Here is a 12684-nt window from a genome sequence, read left to right as displayed (position 1 = left end):
TCACTGTGAATGACTGGTGGCCGAGATCAAATGGACACGCGCGCTCGCTCCATTCTTGACGCATTGATGCAAGCCGCCCTTCGCAGCGCGGGCCCGGCGGGAAAGTTCGCCGGCCGCCTTCCTGATCCCCCCGCCGGCCGTACCATCGTCGTTGGCGCAGGCAAGGCCGCCGCAAGCATGGCTCAAGCCTTCGAGGCCGAGTGGCCGCACCCCGTCGAAGGGCTTGTCGTCACGCGCTATGGCCACAGCGCCAAGACGCGATCAATCAAGATCGTTGAAGCCTCTCACCCCGTGCCTGACGCTGCAGGCCAACAGGCGGCTCAGAAAATACTGGACCTTGTGAAGAGCGCCACTCCTGACGATCTCGTTATCGCTTTGATTTCGGGAGGGGCTTCCGCGCTGCTGAGCTTGCCTGCGTCCGGAATTACCCTTGAGGAGAAGCAGGCGCTGACATCGCAGCTACTCCGTTCCGGTGCGCCAATCAGCGCCATGAACGAAGTCAGGAAGGCGCTTTCTGCCATCAAGGCGGGCCGCCTTGCTGCAGCGAGCAGGGCACCGATGGTGACGTATGTCATTTCGGATGTGCCCGGTGACGATCCGGCGGTTGTAGGGTCCGGACCGACCATCGCACAAGGCTCAGTCCCGACGGATGCCACCACGATTCTTGATCGTTTCGGAATCACCGTGCCAGCCCATGTGCGGCACGCCATGTCGGCGAACGCCGCCCCTGTGACGATTCCGAATCCAGTCCACGTCATCGCGACGGCAAAGATGGCCCTCGATGCGGCCGCGCTTGCCGCGCGCCGCCTCGGCGTCCCGCCTCTCATTCTGGGAGACGCAATTGAAGGCGAGGCGCGAGAAGTCGGCGTCGTGATGGCCGGCATCGCGCGTTCTATCTTGAAGTACGGCAGGCCAGCCAAGCGGCCTTGCGTGTTACTGTCCGGCGGCGAGACCACGGTCTCGATGCGCGGAAAAGGAAAGGGTGGCCGGAACACCGAATTCCTGCTTGCGCTCGCATTGGCGCTCGATGGAGCCGAGGGCGTTTCGGGGATTGCTGTCGATACCGACGGGATCGATGGTTCGGAACAGAACGCAGGAGCCTGGTTTGATCCGAGATTTATCCCATCCGCTCGAGAGGCCGGTCTGGATCTTGCCGCTCTTCTCGCCGGCAACGATGCATATAGCGCCTTTTCTGCAATGGATCGGCTCGTCACAACCGGGCCGACTCTGACCAACGTCAACGACTTCCGCGCGATTCTAATTCGATGAATATCCTTGCGCGCCATAGAGCATCCAGCAAACGCCACACCTGAGACGCCGTGAGGCTTTTTCAGTATCGGCGAGCTTTCAATCGCTCAAACGCTAGCTATGTCTTCGTTTTTTCCAACCTTCATTCCTCGTGCGGCTTGGGCTTCATACGCACCAGCGCGCTCATAAGACGCTTCGTCTTATCAGATCGTCATCATCACTTCGGCCGACCATCATGGCTTGTAAAGCTCCCAAATTCGTCCAAACGCATAATCGCGTGCGAGCAAATCCATGCTTTAGCTTTCTCCACCGCGGCAAACCATCTCGCTCTGATGAGCGCGAAGCGTCGAGAAGCCTCCCGTCCCTCTGCATTGGGACAGACATGATTTAGGAATTCAGCTATCGCTCTACGAGCGGTCGGCCACATGCTGCGGCCGGCTTGATAGTGGCACGGCCTCAACAGCCGTCAGAGAGGCAGCAGAATGAGGAACGTCGGCACGGCATCCGCAATTTATCCCAGTGCGGCTTATGCGTGGTATGTCGTTTTTATGCTGCTCTTGGCAGGTATGACATCGTACCTTGACCGCTATCTGCTCGCATTGCTGATTGCTCCGGTTCGCGGATACCTGAAAATCACCGATACGCAGGTGAGCCTTCTCCAAGGCCTTGCATTCGCGCTTTTCTACGTTGCCGCTGGCCTACCGTTTGGCCGGCTAGTCGACCGCACCAACCGCCGAAATGTCATTCTCGTTGGGGTTCTGGTCTGGAGCCTTTTCACCATCGGCTGTGGCTTGGCGGAGACCTACGCTCAGATGTTCGTGGCGAGATTGGGCGTTGGTATCGGCGAAGCCTGTCTTGGGCCCGCGGCCTTCTCTCTGATCGCCGATTATTTTACCCGCGAACGGCGCGGGCGGGCGATGAGCGTCTATAACCTCTCCAATTATCTCGGCGGGGGAGCTTCCCTGCTTATTGGAGGCCTTATCCTTAAAGGCCTCACAGCTACCGCCACGGTAGATCTACCGCTATTAGGAGTAGTTCCAACCTGGAAAGCCGCGTTCTTTGTGGCCGCAGCGCCCGGGTTTGCGATTGCTGTTCTGTTGCTGACCGTCAAAGAGACCTCTCGCAAGGAAGTCGCACATCCGGCATTGACCGATGGTGCGATGCGCCTTGGCATCTATCTTCCGCGACACGCGAGGGTCTATTGCGCACTCTACCTCGTTTTTACGCTGAACGCCTTTGTCGGACTGACCTTCGCTTCCTGGGGACCGACTTTCTTTACGCGGCGGTTTGGCCTGAGCCCGGCCGAGGTCGGTCTCATCACCGGCCCCATCGGTATCGTCTTTGGCACTGCAGGCGCTCTTTTGAGCGGCATCCTGGGGGATTGGCTCGTCGGCAAAGGCCGCACGCGGTTTCTCATCCCGCTCATCTTCTGGCCGATCATGACGGCCGGCGTGATCTGCCTTTGTCTCGCTCCCAATCTGGCAATTGCACTTGCGGGGGAGGCGATCGTACTTTTCGGGAGCGGATTGGGCCTCGTCGCCGGCCCTCCGACCTTCCAGGACGTGACGCCTAATCAATTGCGAGGGCAAGTGCAGGCGCTTTATTTCATGTTGTCCGGGCTTCTGGGACTTGGCGTTGCACCGACTGCTGTTGCGCTGGTCACCGACTTTGTGTTCGGCCGTGATGATGCGATCCGCTACTCATTACTGGTTGTGCTAGTGCCCGTGGCGCTGCTCGCCTTTGTGGTCTGCTTTTTGTCCCAGTCGCGATACGCGCATCTTCGAAATGAGACTTGGCCGTTCGCCTACCCCTCGATTCAAAAACAGAATTGAACCAAGAGGCCGTCAATTCCGTAAAGCGCGCGTCGAGCTAGTGCCAAGCTCCGACGTCCTGATCGCATCGGCCCTTCGCACCCTCGGGCCTGCCGAGACTGTCGACGATAGGTCCGAAGAACAGCCGCAGATCCTGCTGCAGTTGTGGAAACGGGGGCGGCTTAAGACTAGGCTGAGTCCGGCGCAGGAAGCCCGTCCACAATCCACGCTTTTGGGTGACTGCGGCGAACGCCTCAGTGAGGCCCACAGGCATCTCGGTCGGGAACGCCGTCTCTCGGCGCCTGGTCGTTCCGCTGATCGCCTCTACTAAGATCGGCAGATCGAAGGGGAGCGTGCGCGTCGTGATCCAGATGTCGTAGAAATCTTTGATCCGGCCGTTTACCTCGCCGAAGCGGACGATCGCCTCGAATTTTTCGGCGATGGCGGTTTCAGGTGGGTACATTAGGATACCGGTGATGGCGACGACGAGGACGCGCTGCTCGATGGCGCCGCCGCCGAGCGGTTGCCGAACAGCCGGCTGTCCTGCCAGATCAAGATCACGCCGGGTCTCGACGGGCTCGTGCTGGAACTGCCGGGGCGGCAGGTCTGACTTCCAAGCGCGTCGCGAGCGACCGCTGCGGCGGATCAAACAGGGGGAACTGATGAAGCGACTGAAATGCACGCTCGCGTTTGTGGCGAGCCTGTGACCGGCCCGGCGAGCGCCGAGATATCCGACAGTGTCGTACGCGTCGGCGTTCTCAACGACATCTCCGGCATCTTCCAGGACACCAACGGCATGGGCTCGGTCGAGGCCGCGCGCAGCGACCGAGGATTTCAACGGCGGCGGCAAGAACATCAAAGTCGAGATCGTCTATGCCGACCACCAGAACAAAGGCGGACGTCGGCAACGCCATTGCGCGAAAATGGCTCGACGTCGAAGGCGTCGATGCTATCGTCCACGGAATTCCCCGGTCGGCTGTTTCCATCAACTCGCTGTTGCGAGACAGTCGCATGACCTTCCTTGCATCATTGACGGTCAGCTCCGATTTCACCATGCTCGCGCAACACCCTCCAATGGGTCAACGACGCCTGGGCGACCGGCAATACCGTGGCGGCAGCGTGGTCTCGCGTGGCAGCGCGCTCAATGCTTTAGCACGACTTTGCCCTGAATGCCGGCGGCGACCGATTCCTGTGCAGCGCCAATCTCCGTGAGCGGTAAGGTCTTCGCAATCGGAATCATCAACAAACCACGCGATGCCGCATCGGCTACAGCTTCGAGCGTACTCGCGTCGGTGCGATGATAGAGTTCGTGAATGGTCACACGATTGCCAGCGTTCGCACCTTCCGGTACCGGAACGATGCTGGCGATCTGGCCCCCATCCCGTACGTGCCGGATGACTTCGGTAGCAACGGGTGCTGCAGCGCTGATCGCGTAGTCGAACATCGCTCTGCTGCGCGGCTCGGCGATATCGAGAGCTTCCCCCGCGACCCGACGTGCCTCCTCAAGCCTTGAAGGCCGTACGCCTGCCACAGGGGTTGCTCCGATTTGTTGAAGGTATTGAATCGCGGCGCGTCCGACTGCGCCCAAGCCGCCGGATATGAGGACGCGGTCTCCAGCCTTCACGCCGAGAGCGTCGACCGCCTGCCGTCCGGTGAGACCAGCCTTTGGGAGAGCCGCGCCTTGCTCGAATGTGAGATTTGCCGGAAGCCTAGCGAGAGCCGTAGCTGGCACAACCCCATACTCGGCGTGAGAGCCTCTGCCGTTCGGCGCGAAGTCAGCGATCACCCGATCGCCAACCGAGATTTCTGTTACACCGGATCCAACCTCGACGACCGTGCCGGCAGCGTCACCACCCAATATGGCGGGAAGTTGCAAGGGAATGAACTGAGCCACATAGCCTTGACGGATGATCAAATCGAAGTGATTGACCGCGGAGGCTTCGATCTTGATCAAAACTTCGCCGGGTTGAGGCTTGGGCGTTGGGACCTCGCCAATCACGAGCTGGCCGATGTCACCATAGGATCTGAGCAGAACAGCTTTCATAGTGGCTTCCTATTTCGAGCAGCCGCAACTGCGGACAAAACGCAACGCTGTGCGGCAACCTCGTTCGATTGCCCGATCGAGCTGACCGGATTGTGTCACGCGGCAATGCAAGTGATCGTCTGGCGGCCCAAGCCGGTGATCTCCCCAACCATCAAATCGCCCGGCTGCAGGAAGCGGTTGTAGTGGGTGCCGTTTCCAGCCGGAGAGCCGGTGCAGATCAGGTCGCCTGGCATCAAGCGCACATAGCGCGAGATATATTCGATCTGCCGACTAATATCGAAGATCATGTCGGCGGCGGCCTCATCCTGCATGATCTTGCCATTGATGCTGAGCGTCAGGCGCAAATGGGATGGATTGGTGACGAATTGTGCCGGAGCCAGCACGGGACCAAAGGGGAGAAATCCCGGCTGACCCTTTGCGCGTAACCAGTCGGTGCCGAGCTGCTTGTAGTCCGTGCGGGCAATCAAGCTGCGCGAGGTCACATCATTGATGATGGCATAGCCGGCAACATGGGACATCGCCTCATTTCGCGAGATGTTACGGCCGCCCCGCCCAATGATGACGCCGACCTCAATCTCCCAATCCGGCTTCTCGTCCGCCGCAGGCAGGACCAGCGCGTCATACGCGCCCGCAATTGCCGAGACTGGCTTGGTGAATACGTAAGGGTCACCAGTTGCTGCTCGCTCGTCCATCATGCCCTCTGCCCAACGTCTGAGGCCGGCTGCGTCTAGCCCTTCCGGTCCCACCCCCATATCGAGCGTCAGGTCCACGACATGCTTGCGATAATTGGCTCCGGTGCAGAAAACCTGATGGGGCAGATCAACCGGCGGGCAGATGGTAACGTCGGCAAATTCATGGAAGCGATCATGGACGAGTTCCTCCGTCACCGCCGCCCGCAAGTTGTTAAGGGCTTCCAGAGCAGGGTCCCAGTTCTGAAGAAGCTCGAGAATGCTCTTTGCCGCAAGGTGCTCAGAGCCAGCTATCGGGCATATGCGAAGGAGATCCTCGAGCGCCATGACACGCTCGCCAATGGCCAAACCTGCCCGCGGCCTCTCGGTACTCTTGCGAAACGTCGCGAGCGCATATTCCTGGAAGTTCATCGGTTGTGCTCCCGCCAATGACCAATGCTTTCGAGGAGATCGAAATCGACAAGATCCGAGTAGGTGAGATCGCCCCCGTGCAGCCGCGCGCGCTTTCGTTGCGCGATGAGGAGATCAACACCCTCCCGCTCCGGAACGAGAGAGTTCGGGACGAAGGAGATCATGTCCTCTGCAAGGGCTCCGGGTAGGCCAGTCTTTGTCAGATGCCAGACCGCGACATCCTTGTTTGTCAGCGCCAGTGCGCGCGCATGGTCTATCTCGGCAAGCCAGATCGCCATGCCTGCACGACAACGCTCATACGAGCTGCGTCGCATGACCAGTCCTTGGCCAGGGAAGGCTGGATATTGGTCGTTCACGCGCGACAGGACCTGCGCCCCCCGTGCTAAGGCCATCTGGTCGAATGGCGGACCGAGCAGGGTCGCATCCCCGCTTCCAGCTAACAATGCTTCAAAGCGTTCACGTACGCCGCCCGCACGTTTGAGTGCATAGGATCCATCGGGCAAACCGCATTCGTCCAGCAAAGCTCTAGCGGCCACGACGAAGCCGTTCGCAGGCGCATCGACGAGAAGAGTTTTGCCTCTTAGTCCTTGGATTCCCGTTACACCGGCACGGCTGACAAGGGAGAGGGGAATCGTTCGCTCGATCTGTGCGACGATACGGAAATCTCCCCCGCCCGCGCGCAGATTCCAGTCCATCACGTTGTCCATGGCCGTGATGGCTGCATCTGCCGCGCCGCTCAGAAGCGCCGCGAACTGGTCATCTGAGGATTTGGTGGCAACGCCGTCGACGTAAAGGCACCCCGCCGTCGATGAGCTGCGAGCGCGTGCAACGATCCCCACGGCTGGCTCGACGAACCAATGGACGGTGATAGGCATGCCAGGCCCTCCTCCTGGCCCAGGTAAACGATACGTCTCGTTTTGTAAAGGAGGGCCGGATGGGTATTTTGGTTTAGCGCATCTTTGCGGCCGCTTGCCTGAAGATGTCTCGTAGCCAGATGATGCCGGGATCGCGGCTGCGATAGTGGTGCCACTGCATCTGCTGTTCAAAACGCTCCATCGAAAAGGGGATTTCCAAGATCGAAATCGGCAGTTGGCTTGCCCAGAGCTTGGCCGTGCGGCGGTGGACGATTGCAATGCGATCGGTTCCGAGGACGAGATGGGGCACCGAGGAAAAGGCAAACGTCGAGACCTCGGTTCGCCGTGCAACGCCCAATTGATCCAGAAGGACGGAGTCCAGAGCCCCAGACGTCGGCGAGGAAAGATATCGTACGTGCCCGGCTGCTGCGAACGACTTCCGGCTAAGCGGCCTCTTGCCGTATTTGCCGCGGCGCCACGCCACGCAACAATAGTCATCTTCGAACAACTTGATCGAGGGGTGTTCCGGAGAGCAAACGATGCGCGGCGCAATCAGCAGATCCGCCTCGCCCCGCTCAAGGAAGATGTTCGGCCGTTCGGTCTGCCGCAGGAATTGGAAACGGATATGATCGCCGAACGCGGCCGTGAGCTCCAAGACAGGCGGAATGATGGTGTGAAGTGAGTAGTCGGACACGAGCAGGCGGAATTCCCGATCGGCCTCTTTGGGATCGAACGCAGCCTTTCTGGCCAAAGCGGCTTCAATGCGCGTGAGAACGTCGGAAATTTCTGGGCGAAGTGTTTCCGCGCGTACCGTCAATTCCATTTTCTGACCGACGCGCACGAGCAGTGGGTCATCAAAGTACTGCCGAAGCCTTCCCAGCGCATTACTCATCGCGGATTGGCTGAGATTCATCCGCTCTGCCGTTTGGCTGATCGATTTTGTGACGATGAGATGGTCGAGCGCCACCAGCAAATTCAGATCGAGATTGTTGAAGCGCAAGGCGGCCTCCCGGATCTATGGATCGTATCAATATATGTGATTTAAACTATCCATTTCCGTGATGCAGCGCGAGCCCCTATTCTGGGGGTGAGGCGGACGATGCCGTCGTGAATGCGTTCCGCGCCAAACGCCGGGAGCTTTCACAAAAAAGGAGGAGGACTAGCGTGAAAATCATTGGCCCTGATGAGCTCGTGTTCGGCGTCGACAACGTAGAGGCATGCGCCGCGTTCATCACCGATTACGGATTGAAGCACGTTGGCGACAAGGATGGCTCCGGCTTCTACGAGGCGCTGGATGGTACCGGCCTTTCGATTCATGCCAAAGATAGCCTCCATCTGCCGCCGCCGTTGCCGACCGGCAACATGCTCAGAAAGACGATCTACGGCGTCGAAGATCAAGGCACGCTCGACCAGGTCAAGTATGAGTTGAGCAAGGACCGGCAGGTTCAGGTTCAGCCGGATGGCACGGTAGAGTCGGTCGATGATCTGGGTTTCGCGCTGGGATTCCGCCTGACGCGCCGCCGGAAGCTGGATCTCCTTCCCGAGCGCATCAATTCGCCAGGTGCCGCTCCACAACGCGGCATCAACGAAATCGGAGCCGACGAGGACGCTGCGGCATCGCCGCGAACCCTGTCGCATGTGGTTTATTTCGTGCCTGATGCGGCAAAGATGGAGGCATTCTACACCCAGCGCCTCGGCTTCACCGTCATGGACCGGTTTACGGGTGGCGGTCCGTTCTTGCGTCCGGCCTCGAATACCGATCATCACACGCTGTTTCTGATTCAAACCCCGGAATACATGAAGGGACTTGAGCATTTTGCGTTTCACATGCAAGGGCCGACCGAACTGATGCTCGCGGGCTCGCGCATGGTGAAAAAGGGCTATCAGTCGTTCTGGGGGCCGGGCCGCCACAAATTCGGCTCCAACTGGTTCTGGTACTTCAACAGCCCGATGGGTACCCACGCCGAGTTCGATGCCGACATGGATGTCCTGGATGACAAGTGGGAGCCGCGCGAACTACCGATGAAGACTGAGCATTCTCAAATCTTTTTGCTCGAACACCGAGAGAAGTGGGCTCCGGGCGGTTGAGGTACAACATCTGCAAGAGGAGCGCGGTCCGGCATTTCTCTCGCTTCTTTCAGAGATCGAACGAAGCCGCGGCCGGTAGGGCGCCAAGGCCTTGTCTTCCGTTCGTGCGACTTGTGATTTGAGCTCAGATGCAATGAAGCAGTTCACGCCGGCGCTTTGCCATCTCTCAGATCTGAGGGATGGCGAGGCTTGCGGGTTTGATCCTTTCAAGAAGGGGCGCGATAGCGTTTTCGTTGTGCGGAGGGGGGAAAGGATCCACGCCTTCCTCGACATTTGTCCTCACTATGGCCAGACCCCGCTACCTTGGAAGAAGAACGCGTATCTGACCAAGGACGGAAGCCGCATTCTATGCAGCGCGCATGGTGCGACATTCGACATCCCAACTGGTCTTTGCGTTCTCGGACCGTGCCTCGGTCAATCGCTGACCTCAGTCGAGGTCTCAATTTCTGAGGGGGGAGAAATTCGGCTCTTGCTCGATCCCGGGGGCGGTGCCGGCGGCGAACGGCTCGCGTCCGATTGACATGTCTCAGTCGCCGCCCCTTGCGCCCAACCCAAAATTGGGCGATATTGGGCGAATGGACGACATCACTGATTCTCGCCAACCTGCCTTTGAAGTGCTGCGGAAATACCTGAAAGAGCGCGGCTTCCGTCCCAATGAGCAATTGCCTCCCGAGCGGCAGCTCGCCGAAGATCTGAAGCTGACCCGTAGTCGCCTTCGGACCTCTCTGGCCCGGCTCGAGCGCGATGGGGTGATCTGGCGCCATGTGGGGCAGGGGACGTTCATGAGCGCCTCACCGGACCCTCAGCTACGCCCTGCGGCCACTGGGACGGGTCCTGACCTGGAAACGAACCCGTCAGAAATTCTGGAAGCCCGCCTTACCCTCGAGCCGCAGATCGCGTTTCTCGCGGCGCAGCGCGCGACCGGGACCGACGTTGAACGAATTGGGGCAATTCTTCAGAAGTCTAAGCAAATCGAGCCTTGGGAGGAATGGAGCGCCCTCGACAAGGACTTTCATCTGGCTATCGCCCGAGCGTCCAAGAACCAGTTGCTTTTGAACATCCTGGTCATGATCCAGGAGAGCCAGACCCAGAGGAATTGGGGGCGCCTGTCAGATTTGCCCACCGCGGTAGCTAGGCGCGCCCACATCACGCAGGAGCATGAGGCGATCTTTGGCGCAATCGAATCTCGCGAGGCGCGCGATGCAGCCACCCTCATGCGCAGCCACCTTGAGGAAGTCCGCAAGGCTTTGCTCGGTCCATTCGCGCCGCTCTAGACTAGGGCGCAAAGCCCACATTGCAACCTCCTAGGGCCCGGCCAGCGCGCTGGGCCGATCCCCTAAGCTATTCACAATCAGGCCTCGACACAGATTGGTTCATTGACTCTGCCAGATTGGTCGACTATTGATCGATATTGGGTGGATATTGGTTGACCAAGGATGGTGCCGTGGCTATATCTAACAAAGCCGTGAGCTTTGTCTCGGCTTCAGCGGTTTCGGAAATCCTGGATTGGAGACAGGTCATTGAAAGCCTCTCGCAGGCCTATTCCGTTGCGCATGGGCCGATGGTCAGTCCGCTTCGCACCGTGGCGCGGAATGGCCGCGTCTGGTTGCGAAGCCTGTCTGCGATTCCGCCGGGCGCACGCTTCATGGGTGGCAAGCTGTTCGGCATGGGGCCTAAGCCCGCGATCAATTATCTGATCCCTTTGTTCGAACAGGAAACCGGCGAGCTCCGTGCCCTTGTTGATGGAGCCTTCATCACCAGTTTCCGTACCGCCTCGACATCGGCGGCAGCACTTGAGGTGCTGGCGCCGAAAGACGAATTGATCGTTGGGGTCATAGGTAGCGGCCAAGAAGCCGCGGCGCACGCGCGTGCGATTCACGCCATCCGCAAGATCCGTGAGCTGCGTATCTTTAGCCCAACGCCGGCCAGCAGGGCCCGCTTTGCAGACGCATTTCAGGCAGAAACCGGCGTTCGCTGCCTGGCGACAGATACTGCTGAGGATGCCGTGAGACCGGCGACGCTCGCTGTTGCGGCCGCGCGCTCGCGGGATGAGTCGCCCATCCTCTACGGCGATTGGCTGGATAACTGCCGGGCCGTCGTCTCGGTCGGCTCCACAGTCCCCGAGCAGCGTGAAATCGACACCAGCGTGGTCGCGCGCTGCGATCTCATCGTATGCGACGTGCTTGACGAGGTGATGCACGAGACCGGTGACATGATCGCTGCGAAGGAGGCCGGCGTCAGCTTCGAGCACAAATGCGTGTCGCTCAACGAGCTCCTGTGCGGAACGATCGAGGACAGGGTCAAGGCCGCGCGCATGCCTATGTTCAAGAGCGTCGGCGCCGGTATCCAGGACATCGTCTGCGCCGAGCTTGCATATGAGCTCGCCAGCAAGGCCGATCGCCTGGTGACGTTGCCGATCGAATTCTACAGAAAAACAATCTAAGTCGCAGACCTGCGTTCGGTTAGCCGACCGCAGAGACTGACGGTTGCATATTCGCCAGCCCGAGGGAGAGAAAAGTGGCATCCTATTCGAAAAGCGAGACGCGCGCCTGGACGCGCGAAAGAATGGTCGGCGCCGTAAATTGCACGATTCCCTCCTTCACGAGCGATCTGAACGGCATCAATGAAAAGGCGATCCGTCACGATGTCGCGCTCGCCAAGGAGCACGGCTTTGTCGGTTCGCTGGCCATTGGTGAGGTCAATATCACGCTGCGTGAATATCTCGATTTCGTCCGGATCATGAAGGAGGAGGCCGGCAAGGACTTCTACGTCATGCACCATGCGAGCTGGAATACGCTCGGGCAGAACATCGAGGCCGCCAAGCTCGCTGAACGAGCCGGAGCAGACTACGTGCTGCTGACCTATCCTGCCAATTTTTATCCGCAATCCGAAGAGGACATCTTCCAATACACCAAGGCGTTCTGCGATGCGACCAATCTCGGCGTGCTCCTGTTTCCGATGGCAATCTGGGGATTCTCCCGCCTGCATCCGGCTGACATTTCGTCGAAACTGATCCGGCGCTTGCTCGATGCCTGTCCCAACATTGGCGCGATCAAGGCGGAAGGTGGTCACCCCTCGATCATGAGCGTGATCGAATGCCATCGCCTCTTTGGCCAAGAGGTGGTCATCTCGATGCCCCTAGAGTGGGATCTCATCCCGCTATCCCAGCTCTTTCCAATCCAGCTTTCCGCCACCTCCGACCATGAGTTCTGGGGACCATTGATTCCAAGGGTCATGAAGCTTCTGCGCGAGGGCAAATATGACGAGGCAACCGAGATCTACTGGCGCATGCATCCCGCCCGCAAGGTCAAGAACCAGATGACCCAGTCGATGACGGGCTCCTTCATGTTGAACCGCATGCAGTGGAAATTCCAGGGGTGGTTGCAGGGCTACAATGGCGGTCCGCTCCGCGCGCCGACGCCCCGGCTGCACGAAAATCACATGCTTGCACTTCGGAATGCTCAGAAGGCCTCGGGTCTCAATCCCAGCGAAGACCCGTTCCATGAATTCTTCATTGGCCGCAATCCCTCCTGACCAGG

The 12684-nt window shown here is 59.4% G+C and carries 12 protein-coding genes and 2 pseudogenes; 9 read left to right on the top strand and 5 right to left on the bottom strand.

What is annotated here, in order from left to right; all coding sequences use genetic code 11:
• Positions 1-30: 30 nt before the first annotated feature.
• Together P6U27_RS37825 and P6U27_RS37820 are read left to right on the top strand one after the other, a co-directional pair.
• Positions 31-1269: a glycerate kinase gene (locus P6U27_RS37825; RefSeq protein WP_407123253.1), complete on the top strand. Its 1239-nt coding sequence runs from the start codon at positions 31-33 to the stop codon at positions 1267-1269.
• Positions 1270-1730: 461 nt separating this feature from the next.
• Positions 1731-3080, top strand: coding sequence for a spinster family MFS transporter (locus P6U27_RS37820; protein ID WP_407194695.1), 1350 nt, complete (start codon positions 1731-1733; stop codon positions 3078-3080).
• 37 nt (positions 3081-3117) lie between these two features.
• Here P6U27_RS37820 and P6U27_RS37815 read toward each other — a convergent pair whose 3' ends face one another.
• Positions 3118-3564, bottom strand: a complete 447-nt coding sequence (locus tag P6U27_RS37815) for a nucleotidyl transferase AbiEii/AbiGii toxin family protein (protein ID WP_407123513.1) — start codon at positions 3562-3564, stop codon at positions 3118-3120.
• Here P6U27_RS37815 and P6U27_RS37810 point away from each other — a divergent pair.
• Both P6U27_RS37810 and P6U27_RS37805 read left to right on the top strand, forming a co-directional pair.
• Positions 3541-3669 (top strand): annotated as a pseudogene (locus tag P6U27_RS37810) (ferredoxin); the annotation flags it as partial. The gene P6U27_RS37815 and the pseudogene P6U27_RS37810 overlap by 24 nt on opposite strands.
• Before the next feature lie 52 nt (positions 3670-3721).
• Positions 3722-4179 (top strand): annotated as a pseudogene (locus P6U27_RS37805) (ABC transporter substrate-binding protein); the annotation flags it as partial.
• A 21-nt stretch (positions 4180-4200) separates the two neighbouring features.
• On the opposite strand, the gene P6U27_RS37800 reads toward P6U27_RS37805, so the two are convergent.
• The 4 genes from P6U27_RS37800 to P6U27_RS37785 form a co-directional block, all read right to left on the bottom strand.
• A complete protein-coding gene (locus P6U27_RS37800) occupies positions 4201-5103 on the bottom strand; it encodes an NADP-dependent oxidoreductase (protein WP_407123255.1) in 903 nt (300 codons plus the stop codon).
• 95 nt (positions 5104-5198) lie between these two features.
• A complete protein-coding gene (locus P6U27_RS37795; protein WP_407123256.1) occupies positions 5199-6203 on the bottom strand; it encodes a fumarylacetoacetate hydrolase family protein in 1005 nt (334 codons plus the stop codon).
• A complete protein-coding gene (locus P6U27_RS37790; protein ID WP_407194694.1) occupies positions 6200-7078 on the bottom strand; it encodes an ABC transporter substrate-binding protein in 879 nt (292 codons plus the stop codon). Before P6U27_RS37790 ends, P6U27_RS37795 begins: the two co-directional genes overlap by 4 nt.
• Positions 7079-7151: 73 nt before the next feature.
• Positions 7152-8057 carry a LysR family transcriptional regulator gene (locus P6U27_RS37785; RefSeq protein ID WP_407123258.1) on the bottom strand — a complete coding sequence of 302 codons (906 nt, stop codon included), beginning with the start codon at positions 8055-8057 and terminating at the stop codon, positions 7152-7154.
• A gap of 164 nt (positions 8058-8221) precedes the next feature.
• Here P6U27_RS37785 and P6U27_RS37780 point away from each other — a divergent pair, with 164 nt between their 5' ends.
• From P6U27_RS37780 to P6U27_RS37760, 5 genes are all read left to right on the top strand, one after another.
• On the top strand, positions 8222-9145 hold the full coding sequence (locus P6U27_RS37780; protein ID WP_407123259.1) for a VOC family protein: 924 nt from the start codon (positions 8222-8224) through the stop codon (positions 9143-9145).
• Between the two features lie 133 nt (positions 9146-9278).
• On the top strand, positions 9279-9665 hold the full coding sequence (locus P6U27_RS37775) for a Rieske (2Fe-2S) protein (RefSeq protein WP_407123260.1): 387 nt from the start codon (positions 9279-9281) through the stop codon (positions 9663-9665).
• Positions 9666-9720: 55 nt separating this feature from the next.
• Complete coding sequence (locus P6U27_RS37770) at positions 9721-10419, top strand: FadR/GntR family transcriptional regulator (protein WP_407123261.1); 699 nt, start codon at positions 9721-9723, stop codon at positions 10417-10419.
• Between the two features lie 152 nt (positions 10420-10571).
• Positions 10572-11588: an ornithine cyclodeaminase family protein gene (locus P6U27_RS37765; protein WP_407123262.1), complete on the top strand. Its 1017-nt coding sequence runs from the start codon at positions 10572-10574 to the stop codon at positions 11586-11588.
• Positions 11589-11662: 74 nt separating this feature from the next.
• A complete protein-coding gene (locus tag P6U27_RS37760; protein ID WP_407123263.1) occupies positions 11663-12679 on the top strand; it encodes a dihydrodipicolinate synthase family protein in 1017 nt (338 codons plus the stop codon).
• Positions 12680-12684: the final 5 nt, after the last annotated feature.

The sequence above is a fragment of the Bradyrhizobium sp. STM 3566 genome, from assembly GCF_045571445.1.
Lineage (GTDB): Bacteria > Pseudomonadota > Alphaproteobacteria > Rhizobiales > Xanthobacteraceae > Bradyrhizobium > Bradyrhizobium vignae.
This window is presented reverse-complemented; position numbering and strand designations above follow the sequence as displayed.